23 protein-coding genes are annotated in these 25,767 nt (G+C 48.0%); 12 read left to right on the plus strand and 11 right to left on the minus strand.

The window, feature by feature from the left end; all coding sequences use genetic code 11:
* Positions 1 to 69: 69 nt before the first annotated feature.
* The 5 genes from CHH60_RS21095 to CHH60_RS21115 form a co-directional block, all read right to left on the minus strand.
* A complete protein-coding gene (locus tag CHH60_RS21095) occupies positions 70 to 1,281 on the minus strand; it encodes an alginate O-acetyltransferase AlgX-related protein (RefSeq protein ID WP_095361000.1) in 1,212 nt (403 codons plus the stop codon).
* A 16-nt stretch (positions 1,282 to 1,297) separates the two neighbouring features.
* Positions 1,298 to 2,719: an MBOAT family O-acyltransferase gene (locus CHH60_RS21100; RefSeq protein WP_095361001.1), complete on the minus strand. Its 1,422-nt coding sequence runs from the start codon at positions 2,717 to 2,719 to the stop codon at positions 1,298 to 1,300.
* Between the two features lie 105 nt (positions 2,720 to 2,824).
* The gene (locus CHH60_RS21105) at positions 2,825 to 3,982 is read right to left on the minus strand and encodes a hypothetical protein (RefSeq protein WP_095361002.1); all 1,158 of its coding nucleotides are present in this window, start codon (positions 3,980 to 3,982) and stop codon (positions 2,825 to 2,827) included.
* An 18-nt stretch (positions 3,983 to 4,000) separates the two neighbouring features.
* Positions 4,001 to 6,277: a glycosyltransferase gene (locus CHH60_RS21110; protein ID WP_095361003.1), complete on the minus strand. Its 2,277-nt coding sequence runs from the start codon at positions 6,275 to 6,277 to the stop codon at positions 4,001 to 4,003.
* A 359-nt stretch (positions 6,278 to 6,636) separates the two neighbouring features.
* Positions 6,637 to 7,041 carry a CBS domain-containing protein gene (locus CHH60_RS21115; protein WP_095288594.1) on the minus strand — a complete coding sequence of 135 codons (405 nt, stop codon included), beginning with the start codon at positions 7,039 to 7,041 and terminating at the stop codon, positions 6,637 to 6,639.
* Between the two features lie 148 nt (positions 7,042 to 7,189).
* Here CHH60_RS21115 and pbp4 point away from each other — a divergent pair, with 148 nt between their 5' ends.
* The 8 genes from pbp4 (at position 7,190) to CHH60_RS21150 (ending at position 14,998) form a co-directional block, all read left to right on the plus strand.
* Entirely contained in the window at positions 7,190 to 9,307 is a 2,118-nt protein-coding gene (gene pbp4, locus CHH60_RS21120) for a penicillin-binding protein PBP4(5) (RefSeq protein ID WP_095361004.1), read from the plus strand.
* Positions 9,308 to 9,384: 77 nt separating this feature from the next.
* The gene (locus CHH60_RS21125; RefSeq protein ID WP_095361023.1) at positions 9,385 to 9,804 is read left to right on the plus strand and encodes a VOC family protein; all 420 of its coding nucleotides are present in this window, start codon (positions 9,385 to 9,387) and stop codon (positions 9,802 to 9,804) included.
* Between the two features lie 152 nt (positions 9,805 to 9,956).
* Complete coding sequence (locus tag CHH60_RS29925; RefSeq protein WP_164764254.1) at positions 9,957 to 10,133, plus strand: hypothetical protein; 177 nt, start codon at positions 9,957 to 9,959, stop codon at positions 10,131 to 10,133.
* An 80-nt stretch (positions 10,134 to 10,213) separates the two neighbouring features.
* Positions 10,214 to 10,396: a hypothetical protein gene (locus CHH60_RS21130; protein WP_095361005.1), complete on the plus strand. Its 183-nt coding sequence runs from the start codon at positions 10,214 to 10,216 to the stop codon at positions 10,394 to 10,396.
* 167 nt (positions 10,397 to 10,563) lie between these two features.
* A complete protein-coding gene (locus CHH60_RS21135) occupies positions 10,564 to 11,808 on the plus strand; it encodes an FxLYD domain-containing protein (RefSeq protein ID WP_095361006.1) in 1,245 nt (414 codons plus the stop codon).
* Between the two features lie 14 nt (positions 11,809 to 11,822).
* Positions 11,823 to 12,971 carry a S1C family serine protease gene (locus CHH60_RS21140; protein ID WP_095361007.1) on the plus strand — a complete coding sequence of 383 codons (1,149 nt, stop codon included), beginning with the start codon at positions 11,823 to 11,825 and terminating at the stop codon, positions 12,969 to 12,971.
* Positions 12,972 to 13,084: 113 nt separating this feature from the next.
* Positions 13,085 to 13,684, plus strand: coding sequence for a TetR/AcrR family transcriptional regulator (locus tag CHH60_RS21145; RefSeq protein ID WP_095361008.1), 600 nt, complete (start codon positions 13,085 to 13,087; stop codon positions 13,682 to 13,684).
* Positions 13,685 to 13,777: 93 nt separating this feature from the next.
* Positions 13,778 to 14,998: an MFS transporter gene (locus tag CHH60_RS21150; RefSeq protein ID WP_095361009.1), complete on the plus strand. Its 1,221-nt coding sequence runs from the start codon at positions 13,778 to 13,780 to the stop codon at positions 14,996 to 14,998.
* Between the two features lie 99 nt (positions 14,999 to 15,097).
* Here the strand turns inward: CHH60_RS21150 and CHH60_RS21155 are convergent, their stop codons facing one another.
* The 3 genes from CHH60_RS21155 to licT form a co-directional block, all read right to left on the minus strand.
* Complete coding sequence (locus tag CHH60_RS21155) at positions 15,098 to 16,507, minus strand: glycoside hydrolase family 1 protein (RefSeq protein ID WP_095361010.1); 1,410 nt, start codon at positions 16,505 to 16,507, stop codon at positions 15,098 to 15,100.
* Positions 16,508 to 16,547: 40 nt separating this feature from the next.
* Positions 16,548 to 18,455, minus strand: a complete 1,908-nt coding sequence (locus tag CHH60_RS21160) for a beta-glucoside-specific PTS transporter subunit IIABC (RefSeq protein ID WP_095361011.1) — start codon at positions 18,453 to 18,455, stop codon at positions 16,548 to 16,550.
* A gap of 185 nt (positions 18,456 to 18,640) precedes the next feature.
* Positions 18,641 to 19,501, minus strand: coding sequence for a BglG family transcription antiterminator LicT (gene licT / locus CHH60_RS21165; RefSeq protein WP_095288603.1), 861 nt, complete (start codon positions 19,499 to 19,501; stop codon positions 18,641 to 18,643).
* A gap of 308 nt (positions 19,502 to 19,809) precedes the next feature.
* Between licT and CHH60_RS21170 the strand changes: the two genes are divergently transcribed.
* Positions 19,810 to 19,977, plus strand: a complete 168-nt coding sequence (locus CHH60_RS21170) for a DUF3934 family protein (RefSeq protein ID WP_095288604.1) — start codon at positions 19,810 to 19,812, stop codon at positions 19,975 to 19,977.
* Positions 19,978 to 20,060: 83 nt separating this feature from the next.
* Here CHH60_RS21170 and CHH60_RS21175 read toward each other — a convergent pair whose 3' ends face one another.
* Positions 20,061 to 21,800: a methyl-accepting chemotaxis protein gene (locus CHH60_RS21175; RefSeq protein ID WP_095361024.1), complete on the minus strand. Its 1,740-nt coding sequence runs from the start codon at positions 21,798 to 21,800 to the stop codon at positions 20,061 to 20,063.
* A gap of 427 nt (positions 21,801 to 22,227) precedes the next feature.
* Between CHH60_RS21175 and CHH60_RS21180 the strand changes: the two genes are divergently transcribed.
* From CHH60_RS21180 to CHH60_RS21190, 3 genes are all read left to right on the plus strand, one after another.
* Positions 22,228 to 22,851 (plus strand): deoxynucleoside kinase, encoded by a 624-nt coding sequence (locus CHH60_RS21180; RefSeq protein WP_095361012.1) that lies wholly within the window; start codon positions 22,228 to 22,230, stop codon positions 22,849 to 22,851.
* Positions 22,848 to 23,504 (plus strand): deoxynucleoside kinase, encoded by a 657-nt coding sequence (locus CHH60_RS21185; protein ID WP_095361013.1) that lies wholly within the window; start codon positions 22,848 to 22,850, stop codon positions 23,502 to 23,504. The genes CHH60_RS21180 and CHH60_RS21185 overlap by 4 nt, the downstream gene beginning before the upstream one ends.
* Positions 23,505 to 23,739: 235 nt before the next feature.
* Positions 23,740 to 24,222, plus strand: coding sequence for a hypothetical protein (locus CHH60_RS21190; RefSeq protein ID WP_251641164.1), 483 nt, complete (start codon positions 23,740 to 23,742; stop codon positions 24,220 to 24,222).
* Between the two features lie 197 nt (positions 24,223 to 24,419).
* On the opposite strand, the gene CHH60_RS21195 is transcribed toward CHH60_RS21190, so the two are convergent.
* Together CHH60_RS21195 and CHH60_RS21200 are read right to left on the minus strand one after the other, a co-directional pair.
* Positions 24,420 to 25,163 (minus strand): MerR family transcriptional regulator, encoded by a 744-nt coding sequence (locus CHH60_RS21195; protein WP_095361014.1) that lies wholly within the window; start codon positions 25,161 to 25,163, stop codon positions 24,420 to 24,422.
* 195 nt (positions 25,164 to 25,358) lie between these two features.
* A partial coding sequence (locus CHH60_RS21200; RefSeq protein ID WP_176476155.1) for a thiamine phosphate synthase occupies positions 25,359 to 25,767 on the minus strand: 409 nt, incomplete at its 5' end.

Consider the following 25,767-nt stretch of genomic DNA (forward strand, 5'->3'; position numbering starts at 1 on the left):
CCTGTCTGCCAAATCATTATTGGCTGTGGGTTACCCTGTTTTTATCTGATCGTATGATCGTTCACTGACTTAATTGTTCGCCCCGTAAGGGAAGAATTCTTCCACCAGATCCTGTGGCGAGATCGATACAAAGACATGATCCAGTTCCGTCTTGCTGGCAAAATCCATAATGTCCTCGGTGTAATACCTCGGATCGATGACGTAGATTTCGGACACAACCGTGGACAGGAAAGAGATCATCGGCACGGCGAGCGAGTCCTTGATGAACATGACTTTTAGCCCTTTCGGGTTGTCCTTGTTCACCACATGAACGATCCCCTGATTTCCGTACAGATACGTGAAATACTTGTCCGCAGTCAGATCGTACGTGGCTCCCTGCACATTAAGCGGATACGTGGTGAGCAGCGCATCCTCGAAGCGTCCATTAAGTGCAGCTTCGGTCTCACCTGTCTTGAAGTAGAAGGAATAGTTTGTCTTGAACTTCGGATAGATCAGGTCGAAGTCATCTGCACCTGCGAAGTATTTACCAGCCTTGCGGCCCTGCGATCCGATAAAGATGTCTTCGTATGGAATCACATTGTAGTTATGAATGTCTGTGAAATAATGATCCGGGTCCAGCGACTTCGTGTACATGCCGTCCATATGATTCACGAGCTGGCCGAAGGCCCAGAACGCCGTCCTGATTTTCCAGTGGTGGTCGGTTGTAAAGAACAGATCCTCCGGCGGAATGCCGCTCTCCAGTAAACCCTCCCGCAGATCAAGGGTATCAATTCCGTCCTGTTTCAGATTGGCTAGGAAGCCGTCTGCAGTCTCATTGTTATAGTTGTACGGAATGCCTTCCGGGAACGTAGTATAGCCACGCACGTATTTGTCCGGGGTCATGACATAGGTCAGCTTCGTTTGTGGATCCAAATGCGCTTCAAGCGCAGCAACCCGGTCGGACAGATTCTTCGTGTACGTTGGCCCGGTGGCAAAATAGGTATAGTGCAGCTTGCCCTCCATGTCTTTGACAACCTCGAAATTGTTCTCCTCTTTTTTCCACATCAGTGATTGCAAGTATCCGTAGGCTTCCACGAATCCAAACTTCTCGAAGACATGATCATTGATGTCCGCATCCAGCTGGTGGATCAGTCCTTTGGTTTCAGAGATATCGTAGTCTCCGGAGGCCAGTGTTTGTTTGATCGGGCCGAAGGACTGAATGATATTGAGAACAGAGAGCGTCACCAGCACAAGAATGAAGAGGAAAGCGGTGATTCTCTTTTTGGCAAGAAAGTTATGCATGCTTGTGTGCCTTCTCTCAGAAATTAAAATAGATAAATGGATTATATGTACCCTTGACCAGATACGATACGCAGACCAGGAACAATAGAATAATCGTCAGCGGATAGACCAGCTCCAGCGGTTTGCGGAAGCGTGCGCCATCAACCATGAGTTTGTTCATCCGAGTGGCAATCGGCATGCAGAACAGGATACCCAAAATGAAGAAGAATGCATATTCCTTGAGGAACATCCCTGTTGTATCGCTCCAGAACCCATTGCCGTACAGTCCAAACATATTGCCCAGATAATGACCTGCCTGCAGCAGATCCGGCGACCGGAAGATAACCCAGCCAATCACGACAATAAACATGGCGTAGAGATGTCGCAGCGGGATGAAGCGTGTTCCTTTGTCAAAGCTGAAGATTTTCTCCAGCGCGATGAATGCGAAGTTAATTAACCCCCACACGACGAATGTCCACTCCGCACCATGCCATACGCCGGTAAGTCCCCAGACAATCAGCAGATTGCGTATCATTTTATCCTTATTGGTAACGCGGGAACCGCCCAGCGGGAAGTATACATATTCCTTGAACCAGGTACCGAGCGAGATATGCCAGCGGCGCCAGAATTCAGTGATGGATCTGGAGATGTACGGATATCGGAAGTTCTCCTCGAACTTGAAGCCGAACATCAATGCCAGGCCAATGGCCATGTCGGAATACCCGGAGAAGTCGAAATAAATCTGCAGCGTATAGGCAATCGCCCCAAGCCACGCCAAACTGGAGGACACTTCGGATGTGCCTCCCATGCTGAAGATGTGATCGGCGACAATAGCCATGCTGTTCGATAACAGCACCTTTTTACCCAAGCCCACAATGAACCTGCAGCAGCCTACCGCGAACTTGTCCCAGCTCTCTTTCCGGTTTACCATCTGATCCGCAATCGTGTTATACCGCAGAATCGGTCCGGCAACAAGCTGAGGGAAGAAGGAGATGTACAATGCGACGTAAAAGAGATTTTTCTGTACAGTGCCGTGTCCACGATAGACATCAATGACGTAAGAGATGCCGTGGAAAGTGAAGAAGGAGATACCCAGCGGCAGTGCAATGTTTGGAATGCTGAGTCCGAAGCTCGTATTTTCGTTCACAATGCGCAGCGCAAAAGCCAGGTATTTGAACACAAACAGCATGCCGAGGTTGACGATCAGCATCATTGTAATGATGCTATAGGCTGCATTGCGCCTTTCCCTGAACTTGTCCACGAGCAGAGCGAAGACATAGTTGAAACAGATGGAGGCGAGCATGATCAGGACGAACCAGGGTTCACCCCAAGCATAGAAGAATAAACTCGCGACAAGCAGCAGCATATTTTTGAGCGTGACCGAGAATCTCAGTACGTAATAGAGCCCCAGTACAAGCGGCAGAAAATAAAATAAAAAAACGACACTGGAAAAGAGCACTGCCTTTCCTCCTTGAGGATCATATAAGAATACAGCGTGCATTCACGCAAAGTAGAGACAGACTATGCCGCATCCAGGGATATGGCATAGTCTGTCTTCGTTCAGCTACATGCTGAATGGACGCCTTGCCCGGCGCTGCTCGCGGCGGGAACGCCTTTTTTGGGCGCGAGCTGTGTTTTTGCCTTTACGCCAGAATCCGTAGGCAGCAAGCGTGAGGATGCCGGCTGCCGACAGGATGATGCGGATGAGCCATTCCATCCACGGTTCCATCAGTGGATCGGTGGGGTTTACCACCTTTGTTACCTGATCAGGAGACGGAATGGCGCGCTTCGTCCCATCCTTCTCCTGTACATTCATGGCTGTCGATTGGTCCATCATAACGGTATAGGTAAGGTTCCATTTTCCGTTCACGAGTGCGCGTATGGTGAGACTTTTAGGTTGAACGGCAGTCTGGAGTGTAAGCAGGCCATCCGGTGTAATGGATGCCCCTTGCACAGGACTGTCCAGTTGAAAGGATGTCTTTGAAATTCCTTTGCTGGAAGAAGAGTGAACTTCATATTGTGCAATCGATTCACCAGCCTCCGGCTTCACCATTCGTTCTTCTCCCGTGATCTGCAGTGTGGTTAGCTCATTCTCAGCAGCGGATTGCTTCCGGGATACTGGCTTGATGTTTCCGACCCGTAAGTTTAGCTTGGCATTCTCGGTGGTGGTCGTTGTAATGCCCCAGCCGGTGATTTTGCCCAGCTTGACCAGGCCTGCCGTCTTGGCCTTGTCCTGAACCATCAGACTGGAGAAAGGGATGCGAATCTGTCCGACAAAGCCAGGCTTCAGTTTAATCAGACCTGCTGTAGGGTGAACCAACGTGGCTTCCTTGGTTGCCTTCGGAACGACGATGACATTTCGGTTATCCGCTACGGTAAGGGAGCTTTGATCTGCCCGGGTGATAACGACATTGAAGGGTAATGTCTGCTCCGATTCATTACGAATGGAGAAGGTCAACGCACCGTAGCTTGACCAGTCCCTGTTCCGCAGTTCATAGATGTAAGCGGAATAATAGCCTTTTTTGAGTCCCTCGGTAGAGGTTTGAATCTGTATACTGCCGTTCTTATCCATATGGGTATCTACTTGGGTGCCGTTATTCCATTCACGGAGCGTACTTCCGCTCAGCTTAAGCTGTTCTGCTTGAACAGCCTGGACGGGAAGCAGGCTCCATAATATTGCGAAACTGGCGGCAAGTATAAGTTGTTTCCACTTCTTGATCATGTGTACCTTGCCTCCGCTCTATAAATAAGCCATCTCGTTGAGCTCATCATTCGAGACGTTTTTGTCTTTGGATATGACATTTGGCCGACCTGTTTGCCGTTGCTCCCTATTACACTGCGTAAACAAAGCCTCAAGGGTATGCATCTGATGATTACGGGCGATGTCCTGGATGTTGGTTACCCGGTACAGGTTACCGCGTTTGTTCCGCAAGGATTGTACCCATACACACTCCAGAGTCAGGTCGTCGCCCATGGGCAGATCGATCTCATAGCTCAATTCTTGGCGTGATGTCTCCAGCAGAACATATTCATAGTTGAAATCAAGCAGGGTAACAGCTCCATGCGTTGGCGTGTCCACTGTACGGTTAACTGTAATACGTGCCAGCTTCCGGTTGGACATAAACTCACTCTGCCCCCGGCGCACAAAGTTCAGGCGAATGTCCTCGAACGTACTGATGTCCTTGTCCAGCTTCTGAGGGAGCGTAGGCTCGCGGTCATAGATCATGTGCAGGAGCTGTCGCTGCTGCTCTTCTGTAATTTCCTTGACGATAAAAGCATATTTCCAGCGATCGCCGATGGATGCAACGTGAGCGACCTTGCCTGTAAATTCACTTGCATATCGATCGTTAACCAGCTTGATGCCGACCTCCATATCACTCGGGATATATTTCGGTGTTTCGAGCATCACGGATATTCCACCTTCCGACAGATCATGAGTCAAGCAGGAGATCGTCTCGCCTTCGGTTGTAATCGTGCAGTCCACAGAAGCGAGTGACCGCTCATGGTTTCGGAACACTTTACGTCCGGCCAGGAAGAAGATGGACATCATGATGTTATAGAAGTTGATCAGCAGCCAGTACAGCACGACCAGGAAACCGATGGTGCCCTGACTGAACGTCCAGTGAATGCAGTTCACGATACCGATGATGGATAGGACAGCCAGAATCAGATGGGGAATCATTTGTTTAATCTGATAGTTACGATCATCATTTTGCGCACCGTCCTTGCGGGTAACGACGAATTTGTTCATCGTAATGCCAAGCGTCTCCAGAATGACAGCAGGCAGCAGGGACGGGAACAGGATGGTTTCATAGACATTGGTCCATTTGGTTGTTCGAATATTGCCCGACAGCATGCGCAGACAGGTATTGGTCAGGAGATACATCGGCAGCCAAAATATTAAAATTTCAAGTATTGTGCACTTCACAACAAGAATGCCGAAGACGGCAAACAGAATCGGCGACATGATATACAGCAATCTCTTCAGCCCGGAATACCAGTAGGTTATGGAAGAGATATAATTTAATTTTCGGGCAAAACTCAAACCTTTCTTGAACAGCAGATTCATCTTCTTGCCTGTCTGGATACAACCGCGTGCCCAGCGCTGACGCTGCTTGATCAGGCTCTTTAGATCGCCCGGGGCAAGCCCGGATGCCAGTACCTTATTGGTTGCGAAGCAGCGGTACCCTTTGCTCTGCATCTCGATGCCTGTTGCAAAATCCTCCGTAATGGAACCAGTATAGAAGCCGCCTACGTCTTCCAATGCCTGTCTGGAGAGCACCGTATTGGTTCCGCCGTAGATTACGGAATTGGATTTGTTGCGTCCGACCTGCACGTCACGGTAGAAATAATCCTGCTCATTCGGAATCCGGTTCTCGGAGTACAGATTGTACTGGAATTGATCGGGATTGTAGAAGCTTTGCGGTGTCTGCACGAAACCGATCTTTTCTCCTGTCAGAAAATACGGCACACAGGACGTCAGAAAATCATGCTTCGGAATCATGTCGGCATCAAAGGTGACGATCAGGGGGGAAGAAGTATGTTTCATGGCGTTGTTGAGATTACCAGCCTTGGCGTGTTTGTGCTCGGTCCGGGTCAGGTAGTTGATGCCCAGATGGGCGGCAAGTTCCCGCATCTCGGGACGATTGGAATCGTCACACAGATGGATATGTACTTTGGAACGGTCCGGATAATCCATATTGAGACAGCCGTTAATCGTTTTGAAGAGAAGGGAAGTGGGTTCATTGTAGGTCGCAATAAAGACATCCACATCCGGATATAACGCCTCATCTACTACGGGAAGCTCAGGGTATTCAAGCCGGGTCATATTGTAAAAGTGGACGGCCAGTTCGAACATGCCGATGAGTTCGACAATAAGGAGGGCAAGACCAGCGGTCACGGCGAGAGGGCCATGGCCGAAAGGAATGGTGAAGAACGTACGCCAAATGACGTAAATACAAGACATGATCACCGTAGCTGTGACCAGAATCTTGTTGCGTGTACTTAAATAATTCAATGGAATACCTCTCTCTGATGTTTCTGAAATGGAGCTGCACTGAAAAGGACGTGCTTATTGTACTAAAGCATTCTGAACAAATTCTGAAAAAAACACTAGGACCCTCGCAGTGTAATGTTAAAATAACGCGATTTATCTCCTTGAATATGTCGTATGGTGATAATTATTGTAGTTTTTTGTCGAATAATGCGCAATATGTTTGTTGTATTCGGATACTAAAATAGCTTGAGAACGAAGTGACAGAAGAGATGATGAGGAAGAAATAGGAAGGTTTGGAGCAACAAAAAAAGCGAGCAGGGGCGCTCGCCTTTTTTACATCTGTCTGCAGGGAAAACTGCAGGTGGCATTCATTCATTACTTTAATCAGAAATATTGCGCGTGTAATATTCAATAATATCCTTGCGCCGGATAATGCCAAGAAAGACGCGGTCCACGTCCACGACAGGCACGAAATTCTGGTCCGCTGCCAGCGTTAGCATATCCTCCATTTCTGCTTTGATGAAGACGCATTCATTATATACCCGGTTGCTGATCTCATGCACCTGAACCTGATCCATGTTATCAAATGTCAGTCCGGGGGTGCTCCGCATTTTCCATAACAAATCGCCTTCGGACAGGGTCGCAACATATTTTCCGTCCTGATCAATCACGGGAATGGCGGTATAATGCTGTGCTTCAAGCTGTTCGAGTGCTTCCTTCATGGAAGCGGAGGACTTGATATAAGCCACTTCGTCTTTGGGGAGTAAAAAATAGCTGATTTCCATCATCGGGCTCCTTTGCCTGTAGTTTCACTCTCCTTATTTAAACATATTATGTGAGCATTCGGCTATTTTTAATGATAAATTCGTCAGATTTGTTCCATTGTTTCAGGGGCTCTGGAAATCTATAGTATATAGTAGAGGTGATCTGACTATGAAAAAATCAAAACGAAAAATCATATATGGCTTGCTCCCCCTTCTGTTTGCTGGCGGAATAGGAGCGTATTTATATATGCAAAGCAGCAAGGCAGAGGAAGCGAAACCGGAGGCAACCGTAGACCAATACATACAGCATCTGCAGAAGCAGGAATTTGATCAGCTATATACATTAATGACGCCAGCATCGCTGGATGAGTCCGGGATGAACCGGGAACAGTTTGTAGAGAAGTACAATGCCATCTATTCGGGAATGGAGGTCTCAGCCGTTAAGGCGGAAGTGAAGCCCAAGGTAACGGACACAGCGGAAAGTGGCGGTGCATCAGAGAATCAGGACAAAGGGGAGCAGAACACGGGCAAATCGGATCAGAATCCGGATGCCTATGAAGTGGATTATCACTTGCAGTTAACAACCTTCCTTGGGGAAGTGAACGAGACACAGACACTCAAGCTTGTCCGGCAGGAAACCGAGGACGGCACGAAAGTATGGCGGATCAACTGGCAGCCTTCCATGATCCTGAATGATATGATTAAAGGAAGCAAAGTCAGGGTGAGGACACTCTTGCCGGAACGCGGTGATATCGTGGACCGGGACGGTTTGCCTCTGGCTACCAAGGGAACGGTGAACGAGTGGGGCATCGTGCCGGAGAAGCTGGGTGACAACCCGGATGCGATGATTGCCCAGATCGCCAAGCATTACAAGGTGTCCGAGGATGTGATTAACAACGCCCTGTCCCAAAAGTGGGTGAAGCCGGAGTATTTTGTCCCCATCGGTTCAACTGAGGATTACAATATTCCTGAACAATTAAGTGGGGTGAAGCTGCAGTCCAAGGAAATCCGCTATTATCCGCTTGGTGCATCGGCTGCGCATCTAATTGGTTATGTGCGTAAGGTCACTCAGGAAGATCTGGAGAAGGATACAGAAGGATATTACCATGCCGAGGATTGGATCGGAAGAGCCGGACTGGAGCAGTCCATGGAGAAGCAGCTCCGCGGCGAGCGCGGGGGCGTAATCGAAATCACGGACGAAGCCGGCAAAGTCCTCTCGGAGCTTATTCGCAAGGACGCGGTAAACGGACAAAAGGTGCAGTTGACCATCAGCGCGGAAACACAGTCGGAGCTGTATAAGGCGTTATCGAGTGACGGAGATGCCGGAGCGGCCGTGCTTATGAATCCGGCCGATGGGCACCTGCTCGCCCTGGCCAGTGCACCCGCCTACAATCCGAACAAAATGGTTACCGGACTCACTCAGGCGGAGTGGGACGCGTATTCAGCAGATGAACGGCTTCCTTTTATCAATCGATTCACCAATCGGTATGCACCAGGTTCAACCTTCAAAGCGATTACAGCAGCAGCGGGATTAATGGAAAAGGTCACAACGGCGGATAAAACCCATGAGATCTCCGGTCTGCAATGGCGTAAGGATGAGAGTTGGGGCGGATATTATGTCAAGCGGGTGAAAAGTTTAACTCCGGTAAATATGGTTGATGCACTGGTCTATTCGGATAATATTTACTTTGCCCAAGAGGCGCTGGAGATGGGCAGCAAACGGTTTATTGAAGGAATCCAGAAGTTTGGTTTTGGAGATAACTTCGGTCTGGATGAGTTGTACTTAAAGCCGAGCCAGTATGCGAATAAAGCGAACCTGGATTTGGCTTCCGAAGTATTGCTTGCCGACACGTCCTATGGACAGGGCGAAATGCTGATGTCGCCGATTCATCTGGCGTCGTCCTTCACTCCTTTTATTAATGAAGGAAAAATGGTGAAGCCTGTTCTGATTCAAGGAAAAGAAACCTCCGAACCCGAGGTGATAATTACCCCTGAGGCAGCGAACACGGTCAAGGATGCTTTGGTTCAGGTGGTGTCTCGTTCGGGAGGAACGGCTCATTCATTAAACTCGCTTTCAGGAGAGCTTGCGGCCAAGACCGGAACGGCTGAGCTGAAGGCGAAGAAGGGCGAAAATGGCCTGGAGAACGGATTCGTTGTCGTGTTTGACACGCAATCCCCCAGCTTCCTGATCTCGGCGGTTATCGAAGGCGTGAATGGCCGGGGCGGCAGTCACTATGTGGTGGATAAGCTCAAGCCTTTCCTGGAAAAACTGGAATCGACTCTGTAAAACCTTGGCGTTGACAGGCACTATCCGAAATGTTATTTTGTGGTAGAATCTACTCTATTGGATTGAGGTGGTCGATGGTGGCTGTTCGCGCCAAGCAGATTTTTGTCAATTTACCTGTCAAGGATTTGAAGAAATCGGTTGAGTTTTTTACCAACGTAGGATTTGAGTTTGATGCGAATTTTACAGATGAATCTGCTACCTGCATGATCATTGGGGACAACATTTATGCCATGCTGCTGGTGGAGGAACGGTTCCAATCCTTTATTTCGAAAGACATCTCGAATGCGGCGAGTACGGCAGAAGTCATTGTAGCCTTATCGGTAGATAGCCGCGAAGAGGTGGATACCATCGTCCAAGCTGCTCTGGATGCTGGCGGCAAGCCGTATAACGATCCGCAGGATCATGGCTTCATGTACGGATGGAGTTTTCAGGATCCGGATGATCACCTCTGGGAAGTTACCTATATGGATCTTAGCGCATTTCCCACACAAGACTAGAGTAGAGCATACCTCGATAGATCACGCCTTCCTACGATATAGTAGGGAGGTTTTTTGTCTATTTCTATAAAACTACACATTCACACATCCAGATTGATATGGATATGAATACGATAACGCAGGTTTGAAAAACGATTGACAGGGAGATGGCCATGACTCGTTCAAACGTGAAAAGTTATCGTTACCGTGTGGGGAAAAGGCAGTATATTGTCATTCAGATCCACCAAACCGCCAAAGGGTATGCCGAGACAGGCAATGTGCTTGCAAGTAACGCCGTAAATATACAGATCAAGAAGCAGAAGGGCCGGCGTTCTTCGAGCAAAAGATAAACGGGTCGCTCGGGGGTATTGATGAGCAGATCTGGAGCAGCGTAACTTTACGGGATATATCATCATAGGGGGATGGTACGATGAGCACAAGAAAGAGACAGAAGCATGCGAAACAGGTTAACCGGGTAGAGGTGGACAAAAGCCGTTTAAAATTCCAGGCTCGTCAGTCTGCCAAAGCTTCTGTTGGACAGGGCGGAAATGCATTTGCCATCAATGCGAATGAACTGGGCAACATTCGGGTACGTGCAGGACAACAGGGGTGAATTGCAAAGGGATACCGTGAGGCGGTATCTCTTTTTTTATGTCCATGGCAAGGCACCATTTACATTGGAATAACATATGGTGTATTTTACCTTTTTGCTATATGATAAGTGTCGATTCATGTAAAAACAGCAAACATACATACGTTCTTTTTGATGGAGGGATCAGGGTGTATTGTCACGTATGTGGGACCAAAAGCAGTCCGGGGGATAGCACGTGCAGAAAGTGTAGAACAAAATTATTAGATCCAAGCTCTACAGAGGAACAGATTTGGGCCGAAACCGCAGTAGGTCTGGAGACCGGAACTGGAAACACCGATCATTCGTTATCGAGACAACAGCAGCCTGCACCCCAGCAGAGCCCTAAAGGTCCGGGGCGAGCATTCAGCTGGATCATCCCATTGCTGTTGGCAGCGTTAATGGGAGCCCTGCTGACGTATTATTACAACCAGGAAAGCGGTGTGAATGCAGAGGTACAATCACTGCATCAACAAGCGGAAAAAGCTGCGCTGGATGGGGAATATGCAGAAGCTCTGCAGCTGCTGGACACAGCCATCGCCAAACGTCCGAACTACAATGCGCTGATTCAGGATCGCCAGATTACGGCGAAAGCCTCGAATCTGATGAATCAGTTAGATGAAGCAGCGGTGAGTTTGAAGACGGGCAAACTGTCCGCAGGGGATAAAACCATTCAGGCTGTAACAAAGGAACTGAAAGAGCGGGAGGAACCCGTTTTCGGCAAGGTAAGAGCAGCATTGAACAACAGAAAGGTCACACTTTCCGTATTGAAGGTGAAGAAGGAAATCGATGGTTTGACCACTGTAGAGGCTCTTGCGGAGAAGCTGGATACGGTGTCGAAGCTGAAAGGCAATGAAGCCCAGGCCGTGCAGAAACAAATTATCGACAAGCTGGCGGGGATTAGTTATAAGCAAGCTGAACAGCAAGTGAAGAAAAAGGATTTTACCGCTGCCCTGCAGACCGTGGATCAAGGACTGTCCTATGCACCGGAGGATGACAAACTTACCGCATACCGTGAGCGGGTGCTGAGTGAGAAAAGGGCCTTTGAGAAAGCGGAAGCGGAACGGATTCAGTTGGCTGAGCAGCAGGCTGCCGAAGAAGATTTGAAAAATCGGACAGCTGCCGTAAGCGTCGTAAACGTGAATGCGACACTGGATAACTATGGAGACCTGTACATTAGCGGTTCAATCATAAACAATGCGACAAGACCGATCTCGTCCGTTACGATTATGGTTGATATCTATGGAACGGATGGCACCTATCTGGGTCAGACTTATGTCGATGTGTATCCAAGCTGGCTGGAAGTCGGCGAAGAAGGTTTCTTCGAAACCTACTATTATGGTGTGTACGAGGAAGCGCAAGTCTCTGTTGTGAATGCAACGTGGTATCTGGAATAGGAGGACAGGTTGGAATGGCCAAACGAACATGGAGTACGATCATATCCTGTGCCATCATTATTGGTGCCGGAGCAGGAGGCGTGTTCTGGATACATCAGCACTCGGAGAAGCAGCTGCAGGGTGGGCCCAGACTGGCTGTCGTCGCAGCGCAGGAAGCAGAAACAAAGGCAGCGAAGACAGCTTCCGATTCCAAGGTGAAGAAGACACGCAAACAGATCATTGAAGATAGCCAGAAGAAGGTAGTCACGATTGAGAGCGGCATCGGACTGGGCTCCGGCTTTCTCTACAACGACAAAGGCGATGTAATAACCAACGCGCATGTGGTGGAAGGCTCCAAAGAGGTAACGGTCCGCACACTTAACCATGAGGAATATCAAGGAACGGTGATTGGAATTGGGGAAGAGACGGATGTGGCTGTTGTCCGAGTGCCGGGTTTACAAAAGCTTACACCGCTAACCATTGCCAAATCCAAAGCCGAGACCGGAGACGAGGTATTGGCATTGGGAAGTCCCCTGGGGCTTGAAAATACGGTGACCACAGGTATTATTAGCGGTGTGGGCCGGAGCTTCGAAATTCCACCTTACATTTATAGTAACCTGTATCAGATCTCGGCTCCCATTACGCATGGTAACAGCGGGGGACCGTTGATCCACGCAGAGACAGGTGAAGTACTCGGCATTAATTCGGCTGTTGTGGAGCAGGAGGGCGGCATTGGTTTCAGCATTCCGATCACCAGTGTACTGAAACAGGTACAGGCCTGGTCCGAGAAGCCTAACACGACAACGGTGGTACAGACGAATAGTGGAGGTAACAATGCAGCATCAGGAACCTCTGCCGAAGCAGAGGGATTGGTGACCAGCTTCTATCTGAGTCTGAACGAGAGTGATTACGTTACCGCTTATGCACTGCTGGGCAGTGAATGGCAGAGCGGTACGAGTTATGCCAAGTTCCGCGAAGGATACCTGAATACAAGCTATGTAACGATTAGCGGAATTTCTTCCTCCAATAATGGGAATGATGAGATGGAAGTTACGGCTACCATTACGGCGGATGAACGCAGGGACGGCGAATATGTGACCTCGAAGTACAAGGTAACGTATCAGCTCGGTTACGAGAATGGTCAGTTGAAAATATTGCATGGTCAGGGAAAAAAGATTAAATAATTCAATCGAAGGAGAATTGGCACCTGGGCCATTCTCCTTTTGTATTGCTAAATTTCCAGCGATCTGTTAAAATACAGAACGAATGTTCAGTATGTAAGAGAGAGAGTGATGGGATGAACAAAAAGCAACTTCAAACCGAGCAGACCAAGAAAAAACTTGCGGATGCCTCAAGAGCTCTTTTTGTACAAAAAGGCTATAAAGCGACATCCATTGAAGATATTGTGGCTGCGACTGGCAGTAGCAAAGGAAATATTTATTATCATTTTAAAAGCAAAGAAGGCCTCTTTCTCTATCTGATTGATGAATGGGATCGGGAGTGGGAAGAGAACTGGGCTTCCAAGGAACATCTCTACAAGACATCTACGGAGAAAATCCATGGACTGATGGAGCAGCTTGTTCTGGATGACATGAATCACCCGCTGACGAAGGCATCCGATGAGTTTTTCACGGGGGAAAAGAAAGAGAACGATATCGAGGAGCGCATTGCCTTGATGTTCGAGCGGCATATCCAGTTCAACAGACAACTGGTTCAGCAGGGCATTGAGAACGGTGAGTTTAAGGAAGATAATGTAAATCATCTGGCGCTGATTCTGGAAAGTACCATTATCGGACTCAGTCAGTTATCTCGCGGAATGAAGCCGGAAGAGGCTGTGGCTTTATATCGCCAAGCAGCAAATGTATTCTTACATGGAATCTCCATAAGCAAGGCTTAAGGTGGATTGAACACACCCACGAAACCCATGAAACAATACGCTTGCTCATCTATATAAAAAGCAACATTTTGACAATTTACGGAGGATACAATCATGGCATTACTGACAAGAAACAGGGGCGCACTCCTGCTGTTGATGTTTAATATTTTTCTCGTATTTACAGGTATTGGCTTGGTCGTACCGATCATGCCTGCGTACATGGATCTGCTGCATATCACTGGGTTCACGGTTGGTTTGCTGGTCGCGGCATTTTCCTTTACCCAGTTTCTATTTTCCCCAGTAGCGGGCAGGTGGTCCGATTCATTCGGACGTAAAAAGATCATTGTCGGCGGTATGCTAATTTTTGCCGTATCGGAATTCATGTTTGGTGCGGTCAATGCCCCCGTGCTGCTCTTCGCAGCCCGGATGCTCGGCGGGGTTGGTGCAGCGATGATTTTCCCTTCCATTATGGCCTACACCGCAGATATTACGACGGAAGAAGAGCGCGGCAAGGGGATGGGATTGATCAATGCAGCCATTACGACCGGATTCATCATTGGGCCGGGAATCGGTGGATATATCGCAGATTTTGGCATTCGGATTCCATTTTATGCGGCAGGGGTTGCCGGATTGCTGGCAGCGATTATTACCCTGATTATCCTGCCGGAATCTGCACGGAGCACTGGAGAAGCAAGTAAACCCGCTGCAGGTGCAGCAAAAGCCAAAACGCCGGGAATGGTATCCCAGCTGCTGAATTCCTACCGGGAACCCTACTTCTTCAGTCTAATTATCGTATTTGTCATGGCGTTTGGCCTGGCTAACTATGAGACCGTATTCTCTCTGTTTGTGGATCACAAATTCGGCTTCACGACCAAGGATATTGCATTTATCATTACATTTGGCTCGATCGCGGGTGCTGTAGTACAGGTATCTCTGATCGGGTGGCTGCTAAACAAGTTTGGGGAGAAGAAAGTGATTTCGGTATGTCTGTTCTTCGTGGCGGTGTTTGTACTGCTAACCCTGTTTGTGCACACGTACTGGCTCATCCTGGTGGTCACCTTTATTGTATTCCTGGGTATGGATATTTTGCGTCCTGCCATCAGCACGCAGATGTCCAAACTGGCAGAGGAACAGCAAGGTTTCGTGGCTGGATTGAACTCCGCGTACACAAGCTTGGGCAATATCGCAGGTCCGATTGTGGCTGGTGCCCTGTTCGATGTAAATATCAACTATCCGTATGTTTCAGCTGCTGCTGTTCTGGCAATATGTTTCCTGTTATCTCTCCGGGTTCTCAGAGGGGTTAGACCCGCAGGGCAAGCGAAGACGGAGATGTAGTCGCAATTCATAACAATACGATGTAAAGCTTAAAAAAACCAGTCGGTTACACATGATACGTTGTGTAATCGACTGGTTTTATTTTTTGGATTTGTATGATTAACGGACTTCACCGTTTGTCTCAATTAGCTTTTGATACCAATAGAAGCTCTGTTTACGGATACGTCTTAACTCCTTAATATCAAATTCCTCGCGGTCCACATAGATAAATCCATATCGTTTGCTGGACCCCTGATGTGTACTCACCAGATCGATCGCAGACCAAGGACAGAAACCAAATACATCCACACCATCCGTAATGGCCAGTTGAATCTGTTCAATATGTTTATTGAAAAATTCAATACGGTAAGGGTCGTTGACCACGTCGCCTTCTTCCAGCTTGTCAAAAGCGCCCAGACCATTCTCTGTAACGATTAATGGCAGGTTATAGCGGGAATAAATCTGGCGAAGAGTAGAGCGGAAGCCCACTGGATCAATCTCCCATCCAAACTCGGTTTTCTGCAGATTTGGATTCACAGATCCTCGGTATGCACCAGGTTCACCCACAATTTCGTGCTGATCTCCTGTGTGGGAGAAATCATTGCCATCATTCAGACTTTCGCCGACGGTCTGTGAAGTGTAGTAATTAAAAGCAATAAAATCAGGGTTTCCCTGAGCCAGAATATCCATGTCGCCGTCCTCAATGACCGGAGTATACCCTTTCTCTTCAAGGTAACTCCAGGCAATGTGATTGTAGCGACCGTATACGGCCATATCAAGATAGAGCCAGTTGCGGATTGCTGCATAGTTATCGGCTGCGAGGGTATCTTCCGGTCTGGAGCTTGCCGGATAGATCACGCCAATATTGGGAGCCGGACCGATCTTGACACCTGGAAGCATCTCATGGCATAGGACCATTGCTTTGGCTTGCGCGACGAGCATGTGATGATTTTGCTGATACAGTGTTTTTTGCGGATCAATCATCGTGGTATCCAGTGTGCCTAAAGAGCCAGGATGCAGGATGAGCATATTTTGTTCATTAATGGTCAGCCAATATTTGACCCGGTCCCCGTAGTTCTCGTACAGGGTTCTGGCGTATTGCTCAAAGGCATCGATTGTTGCCCGATTGGACCAGCCACCTTGCTCTTCCAGTGCATAAGGAAGATCAAAGTGATACATGGTCACAATTGGTTCAATACCGTGTTTGATCAGTTCATTAATTAATGAGTCATAGAAGGCAAGGCCTTTGGGATTAACCTCGCCTGCGCCTTGCGGATAGATCCGCGTCCAGGCGATGGAGAAGCGATAGGCTTTGAAACCCATCTCCGCAAGCAGGGCCACATCCTCCTTATACATATGATAGTGATTGCTGGTCACCTTGAAGTCGGTTACACCTTCCACATGGTTTCCCATGTCAATAACGGAAGGACCTTTGCCATCTTCATTCCAGGCGCCTTCGATTTGATAGGCTGACGTTGAACCTCCCCAGAAGAAGTCTTTGGGAAATGGTTTGAGTTGAGTATGTTTCATTGTTCGTTCCTCCTAGTTGAGTTTGGAATAAGTTAGCTGATCAGACAACAAGAGTGAGCAGGACATCATTTTTCTGTACATGTTCCTGGGATGTTTCGAATACATCCACTTCGTGTTGTGTGAGGGTAACAATGACTGGAGTGACAGTTTCGTATCCAGCTTGCTTAATTTGTTCAATGTCAAATTGAATGAGCAGATCGCCCTGTGTGACGATGTCACCTTCCTGCACGACAGGCGTGAAATGTTTACCTTTTAGCGCAACGGTATTGATCCCGATGTGAATCAGAATCTCGGTGCCGGCGCCAGTCGTTAACCCGATGGCATGTCCCGTTGGGAAGAGTGAAGTGACTACGCCATCCACGGGAGAAACAACTTCGCCAATCTCGGGTACGATCGCTAGTCCCTTGCCCATAGCACCAGTGGAAAAGGCAGGATCGTTGATCGTACTCAAAGCAACAGCTTTGCCCGTAAGTGGGCTATGAATTTGTTCTTTTTTGACCTCGGCGGTTTTTACCTCTGGAGCAGCAGGAACTTCTATCGTTTTACTTTCGGACATTGCACCTGTGTTCGTATCATTCGCAACCTTGACTTCTGCAACCGTTGCCTTGGTTTTGCTCTCGTATCCGAACATGACGGTTAGTACCGCAGCAATGGCGAAGGAACAAACAATTGCAATGACGTAAACTACGGTTGGTGTGTACACCGGTATGGCAAAAATATTATGGAATACATATGCCGTCATTTTAACGCCAAAATGACCATTAATGGCACCACCGATTGCACCTGCGATGACAACGATTGGAATGACGCGTTTATAACGCAGGACCAACCCGTATACGATAGGTTCCGTCACTCCTGCGAGTAATCCCGTAAGACTCGTTGAGCCTGCAAGTGTGCGGAGCGTTTTATCTTTTTTGGCTTTCAGGAAAATACCGAATGCAACACCGATTTGGGCAAATACGGCTGCAGCAGCCATCGCTTCGATTGGATCTCCGCCAACCCCAATATTTTGGATCGTGATCGGAGTGAATCCCCAGTGGAGACCGAAGATGACCATGAAGGTCATGAATCCGCCCAGGACAATCCCTGACAATATCCCGCTGACGTCAATGAGCCATGTTACACCAGAAGAAATCCAGTCTCCTACGTTGGTGCCAAATGGACCAAAGGCCATCGCAGACAGAGGAACCATAATCATGAGAGCAATCATCGGAACCAGGAACAATTGCAGATCCTTCAGAATGATTTTCTTCAGCAGCCTATCGAGAAGGGCATAGATGCTGATGGAGATGAATATCGGAAATACACTGGCTGAGTAGTTCATCATGACGACAGGTATTCCCAGGAACGATACATCGGAACCCTTGTCCATCAATCCGGTAAAGTTCGGTTCCAGCAGGGCAGCACCGATGACCCCGGCGACATAAGGATTGGCTTTCAGCTTCATGCCCAGCGTAATGCCGAGGAAGATAGGCAGAAAGTAAAATACGGCATTGCCGGCTGCGGATAAAATAAGATAGGTGTCACTGGTGTCTGACATCCAGCCAAGCATGGTTAGAACGGTCAGCAGGGCTTTTAACATCCCTGATCCCGCCATAGCCGGAATTAATGGAGAGAAGCTTCCCGAGATAATTTCAAAAACTTTGGATAAGATCGAGGTTTTTTCACCTGTTGTCTCTCCGGTGGAGGAGGATTCACCTCCAAAATCCCGATTCTTCATAATCTCTGCATATACATGAGCAACATGACTCCCGATCACAACTTGAAATTGTCCACCGCTTTCCACAACGGTAATTACACCATCATGTTTTTCAAGCGTTTCGCGCTCGGCTTTTTTGGAATCCTTGAGGTTAAACCTCAGCCGGGTCGCACAGTGGACAAGTCCGTTGATATTGGCTTCACCGCCGACGAGGCGTACGATGTCATCTCCCATTTTTTTATGATCCATGTTCATTCTCCTTTGTGGTCGAACTGCCCCTGAAAACAAAAAAATACCTAAACGGAGGGCAGTGGCCATCCAAAATGGATGGGGTGCCAATCGTTTAGGTATCGCCTGCTTGACCAGTAACAATCCTTGTCGTTAAGTTGTGAGACCTACTATAAATGACAGCGAAATCGTTTGCAAGCTTTTTTTTATTTCGTGTCCTGCATTTCATTTCGGGAAGTAACGCGGTGAATATGGATCGTCAAATACACCTTTTCATCAATGGACATCGCACTTTCGAACTTGTCCTCAAGGTAATGGTTAATCAATTGGGTACACTGAAAAGCCTTGCCGTATTTGTCTTTGACCTGATCATACAGAAAGTTATCACCAGACGCCGTCTGTTCCTGTTCATTGCTCACCATGCGCTGGACGAAATATTGCAAATGGGTAATAAACCTGGAGTAATTAAACGAATTTTCATCCAGGGTTATGCCATATTGATTGGTCACGATGTTGAATATGTCATCGATCACTTCGGTAATTTCAACCGTTTGCTGCATGCCCTGACCATCCTGTCTGGCGTTGACAAAATGCATGGCGATAAAACTGGCCTCATGTTCGTCCATCTGAATGCCGAATTGTGAATCGATCAACTCCAGCGCATTCATGCCGATCATGAATTCCTTTTTATAAAACTTTTTGATCTGCCATAACAGCGAGTTCTTCAGCCCGACGGACTTCCTGTACCGTGAGATGGCAAATTGGATATGGTCAATGAGGGAAATATAGATATTGTCACTGAAAATATCGCCCATTTCCCGTTTGGCATAGCCTACAATCTTGTCAGCCAATGTTAGATACTCCACGGAGGTTTCGCCCATCAGGTCGATCAGTTTCTGGGGGATCTTGTCCGATTTGAGAACAAAGGTTTTCTCGATCTTATCCTCATCAACAGGCTGCCCATTTTTCTTCTTGAAGCCCAGACCATTTCCAATGACAACAAATTCATGACCCACCTGGTTCTCTGCCCGGATGACGTTATTGTTGAAAATCTGTCGAATGATCATCGTTGTTCACCTCTATTGCCGTTATAATAACAAAAAACCCAAACAAAGGCTTATCACACAGCCTTTATTTGGGTATCGCCTGCTTACCAGTAACAATCCCGAAGAAGACGCGGCTTCTTCTTTCAATTATGTACACTATACCGCTTTCATAACAGAATAACAATAGAATCATTTTTGGAAATGGACGTAAAGACGTCTATTTTTGTTATAATAAGAAATGCTGGAAGTGAATACGATGGGCTGGGTTACGATAAAAGGTACCGGGGACAGTCATTTTTAAGCATACACCGGATTATTGGAGTGATAACATGAGCAAAGCAAAGGGTAAAGGCGGCACGGGCCGCGGTACCGGCAAAAAAGGCTGGAATCGCTGGCAAGCCAGTGCCAATCGGGCGAAAAGTGCCCCAAAGCCTTATAAAAGCAAAGGTACGAAGAAGAAAGACGATGCCGAAACTTCAAGTGACAAGTCCCAGTGAATGGGTACAAGATAAGATAGAAAAAGAGATCTCCCGTGAGAAAGGGAAGATCTCTTTTTTTGTGAATGACATCGTATATTCGATTAATTTGCTTGCTTGACTTTGAAGAATGAAATCAGCTCCTGCAGCTGCTTGGACACGGCAGAGAGTTCATCCGAAGCGCTGACAATGGACGCCATGGAAGCTTCCTGTTCAGCGATCGATTGTTCAATCTGCTTGCTGCTGTTAGCTGCCTTGCTAACACTTGCGGACAGCTCATCTGCTGTTGCAGACATCTCTTGTGTACTGGCGGAGATTTCCTCTGTAGAACTGGAGATATCCTGGATCTGATTCGCAACTTTGTTCGTGGCTGTCAGGATATCGCCGAAGAATTCACCTGTCTCCCGGGTAACCTGAGAACCTTTCTCTACTTCACGTGAACCAAGCTGCATAGCTTCAGCGGACTGCGCGATGTCCCGCTGAATCTCGTCGATTAACGAGCGGATCTGATCGGCGGATTGCTGCGATTGTTCTGCCAGTTTGCGTACTTCTCCTGCCACGACAGCAAATCCTTTTCCTTCTTCACCTACACGTGCTGCTTCGATGGAAGCATTCAGGGCAAGCAGATTGGTTTGTCCTGCAATGTCAGTGATGAGATTGACAATACCGCTAATCTCATTGGAACGGTTTTCCAAAGACCGGATGGACTCGGATGTGTGTTGTACGGTTCCCGAGATCAGATCCATCTGCTCAATGACTTGCTGCATAATCTCATGGCCCGAATGGGACCGCTGTTCCATGCTCTGTGCTTCATCGGCAACCTCCGAAGAGCTGCTTGCGATGGTTTGGATAACGGTGGACATTTCCATCATGGCACGTGCATTTTCTACAGAGGCCTGGTCCTGAGAGCGAAGGCCAAGTGAGATATCCCGAATATTCGTACTGATCATTTGAATATTGCCATTGTTATTTTCCGAGATCTCCAACATTTTCTTGGAGGAGTTGGACAGGTGATGGGAAGTCAGTTGGACTTTGGACATCGTATCGTTGAAGCGTTCAATCATCGTATTGAATTTCTGATTAATGATCCCCAGATCATCTCGCCCTGTCTGGATGGATACATCCAGATTCCCCGAGCTGGCAACATCGATGCCCTTCATCAGGTTACGGATCGGAGTTAACGTTTTCTTCAACAGGACATATTGCAGAATCATGAACAGAAGCAGGAAACCTATAAGGAACATGCTGCTGTATGTAATAAGTTTATGAAGACCACTTGGGATTGCATTGGCGTCGACATCGAAGTAAATGGCGGCGTACATTTCACCCGCAGCATTCTTGATTGGATACATAATGGTTGTCCAGGTTCCATATTCATCTGTATAAAAGCTGCTTAGTGCAGGTTGCCCGTCCTTCTTCATGCCTTCCAGTGCTTCCACGTTTTCCTGTGGGAGAGGGTACATGGAGCCTACAGCCAAATTCAATTCTTCAAAAGGCTGTACCAGGTTGGTCGGAACGGCGATGATGGACGTTTGGTTGCCTTCCGCCAGTTCGGTTCCAAAAATATAGGTCTGGGCAATGTTGGGATACAGTTCATGGATAGAATCCAGATAGTCCCGCAGTTCTGTTTGCACCGGACCGTCATAGCTTTTTTCATTAATGGCTTCAAGCACTTTGGCTGTGTCCAGGTCGTCCGACCACTTCTGGGTGGTCACTTTGGCCTGATCATAGAGCTGCTGGCTGAGTACGTTTTTCTGCAGCTGATATCCAGCTGTAATCAGGATGATTCCAATCAACATGATACTACCGAAAGATATAACGAGGTTTTTGGCAAAGAAAGGCATGGTACTCCATCGAATCTTAGCTAACAACTTGTTTCTCTCCTTTTTTCTGGTTAAATTGATCTATTCGTATATGTGAATCATTCCAGACTCTTCTAGGACCTCCAGACATATCGTATTCATGGAATATATCGTAATAAAGTCATATGAATGTTAGTAATGAAAATAAAATGATGCTTTAGCACTAAAACTTTCAGCGTTTTTTCGCATTTTTCAGAAAGGTTGAAGAGGAATAGGAGCAAGAAAAGTGTTTAATATGCCAGCAGTCCTCTTCATCGTATGGTGTAATCAGACCATTCGCGGGAGGGCCATTTAATAGAGAATAACTTTACATAAAATACTGGCCTTCGACACTACGGGCTGTGATACAATAGGTGAGGTCTGTACAGAAACGGAAACACGCATGAGGTCGAGGAGGAGCAGGAACACAATGAATTCAGCCCCGTTTATTGCGGTGGAAGGTGCGATTGGAGCGGGGAAAACCACCCTGGCAACAATGCTTTCCAAGGAATTAAACCTTCCGCTGGTGAAGGAAATAGTAGAAGAGAATCCCTTTTTGGCTTCCTTCTATCAAAATATTGATGAGTGGAGCTTCCAGCTTGAAATGTTTTTTCTATGTAACCGGTTCAAGCAATTGGAAGACACAGGTCTGCACTACATTGAACAAAATACTCCCGTCATATCGGATTATCATATCTACAAAAATATGATCTTTGCCGAACGTACCTTGAAAGGGACCAAACGGGACAAGTACCGTCAAATCTATCACTTGTTAACCGATGATCTGCCCAAACCCAATCTGGTGTTATACATTGAAGCCGAGCTGGACACATTGATGTATCGCATTAACAAACGTGGACGTTCCTTTGAACAGGACATGGACCCGGCATATATGGAACAATTGATCGCGGATTACAAAACAGGCATGGCTTATCTGGCGGAAAGTACGAACCCACCGACCATTATTAAAGTCAATGCGGAGCAGCTGGATTTTGTGGAGCATCCTGAACATTTCAGGCAGATTGTTAATCAGGTAAAGGAGTATATCACATGAATAACTATGGCATTCCGGCGAATGCATTAATTACAGTAGCAGGTACGGTTGGCGTGGGCAAGTCCACGTTAACGGCAGCACTTGCGCAGCGTTTGAATTTCAAGACATCTCTGGAGCAGGTCGATCATAACCCGTATCTGGAGAAGTTCTATCATGATTTTGAGCGTTGGAGCTTCCACTTGCAAATCTACTTCCTGGCGGAGCGTTTCAAGGAACAGAAGAAGATCTTCGAGCTTGGCGGGGGGTTCGTGCAGGATCGCTCCATCTATGAAGATACGGGAATCTTTGCGCAAATGCATGCGGATCAGGGCACGATGTCAGCCACGGATTTCGAAACGTACAGCAGTTTGTTTGAAGCGATGGTGATGACACCGTATTTCCCTCATCCTGATGTGTTGATCTATCTGGAAGGCAGTCTGCCGTCCATTTTGAACCGGATTACGGAACGCGGACGTGAAATGGAAATTCAGACCGACCGCTCGTATTGGGAACATATGCATGAGCGTTATTCGATATGGATCGATCAGTTTACGGCTTGTCCGGTACTGCGTCTGAACATTGATCAGTATGATGTACATGATCCTGCTTCAGTAGATGCCATTCTGGCACAGATTGCTGCAGTCATTCAGCCGTCCAAAGAAGCGCAAGCATAAGATGTCAGCAGAGTTTAGATTATAAATGATTCGGAGTTAAGATCCCTTCTTCAGCTTAAGGCTGGCAGAAGGGATCTTTGCGTTGCTGAAATATATCATCTGAGTCTCCCTGCTTCTTTTCTATTAATTTTCAGAAACAAATAGAAATTTGTTGAAAGAAGGCACATTTTGTGGTTTCATAAGAAAGGTGAATTCTGGAAAATAAGCATAAGCATGACTCAGGAGGGAAAAGCACGTGGAAGAGAAACAAGGAATCCGAATTGGCTTGCCGATCATCGGCGGGTTGATTGCAGCTATTGTAGGGGGAGCCGTGTGGGCGGCAATTGCAGCATCGACCGAATATGAGGTGGGGCTTATCGCCATCTTGATTGGGGCACTTACGGGGTATGCAGTTGTGTTGTTCTCCAACAAACGCATTGCAACGGTACATAAAATCATTGCGGTCATTTTCGCACTTCTCGGTATTTTGCTGGGTAAATATCTTACGGTAGTCTATTTCACATCCCAGTTGTTCGGGGATATCGGAATGATGGAACTCGCGTTTGACGTTGAGATTATCCGTGAGTTTTTCGCAACCATTACCGATTACTTCAGTGAGCCGATCGATCTGTTGTTCATCGTGCTGGCTATTGTATCGGCATGGCAGATTCCGGGACGCATGGCGAAGACAAGCCTGGCATCGACAGCTTCGTCATCCGATCAAGCGCCAAGAGCTTAATAGGGGACACTGCCTCGGTAATCAGAACGGTGCAATGAGGTCACTGGTTATATCATGTAAAAAGTACTCAGAGTGAAGGGCCGGAAGGGGCCAATCACATTGCGGCTGAGATACAGGGAAAGGGACGTAACGCCTATGGCGTACGTCCCTTTTTTATACTTGGAGTAGATCGGAATTAATGAGAAAAGCATATAGCATTAGCTCTTACGGTCAGCAAAGACTGCCATCGCATCCCTCATGAACAGGGCCAATCCTTCGCCAAATTGATCGATATTACGAGTGAAGCGTTCATCATCCACATACATCTGTCCGAGTCCTCTGAAAGCCTCCGGGGAATAGTTCCCCATGTTGTTCAGATAGGCATACCATTCGGCGATTCCTGCTTGAGCCTCGTTCGAGGCAGGGTCCGTGTGACGAAGTGCTGCCAGCCGGGTATAAATTTCATTCATTTCATCGGACAGGGCTTTCTGTTCTTGGGCAGATTTGCCCTGAAGTTTCTGATTAGCTTTTTCTACAGCTTCGTCTCCCCAACGCTCTCTGGCTTCCTGTTCATACGGATTTTTGCTGAAGTCGAATCCTTCGAACTGTTCTTTCGTTGTCATGTGTATCTCTCCTCTCATATGCAAAACGCTTCGATCAATGGTGGAAATCATTTGATCAAGTCGCTGACGCTTTTCCAGCAAAATACGGCGGTGCATCTGCAGTGCTTCTTCCCGGTCAAAGGAAGGGTTGGTGATAATGCTTTTGATCTCTTTGAGGGAGAAATCAAGCTCTCTGAAAAATAAAATTTGCTGCAGCGTTTCCAGATTGGCATCCGAGTACAACCGATATCCGGCTGAAGTGACTTCGTCCGGGGTCAATAATCCGATCTCATCATAATGATGCAGTGTGCGCACACTGATCGAGGCAAGCTCGGCAACTTCTTTGACTTTCATGGCCATGATCAACACCTCCTTACACCACCGATTGTATAGCGTCACGTAACGTGAGAGTCAACAGGCAAAAAAAGATGCAAGCCAGGAGGACGCATCTGGAACAGCAGGAATAATGATGTTGGTAAACGGTGAGGCAGTCACGCTGGAAGGAGCAGCCTGGCCCCAGCGTGCTGGGAGGGGAGGCGGTGCAGGGATGCACGGCTATGCCTGCATCCCGCGCACTGCCGCAGCGAACTGCGCAGCCGCTGCGCGCACATCGGCCGCGCCCGCGATGGCGGAGATGACGGCTACGCCGTCGGCTCCTGCCGCCATCACGGCGGCCGTGGTATCGGGCGTAATGCCGCCGATACCCACCACCGGAACTGCGATGCCTGCGGCGCGCAGTTCCGCCACCCCGGCGGGGCCCAGCACAGCGTGGGCATCCGCCTTGGACCGCGTCGGGTACATGGGCCCGACGCCAAGATAGTCGGCGCCCGCCTGCACGGCACGGCGCGCCTCAGCCACGGAGTGGGCGGATACGCCAAGCATCCGCCCGGCTCCGATGCGCGCGCGTACCAGCGCCGCGTCCGCATCGTCCTGGCCGACATGCATGCCGTCGGCCTCCACTGCC

The sequence above is a fragment of the Paenibacillus sp. 7523-1 genome (assembly GCF_002276415.1).
In the GTDB taxonomy this organism is placed as follows: domain Bacteria; phylum Bacillota; class Bacilli; order Paenibacillales; family Paenibacillaceae; genus Paenibacillus; species Paenibacillus illinoisensis_A.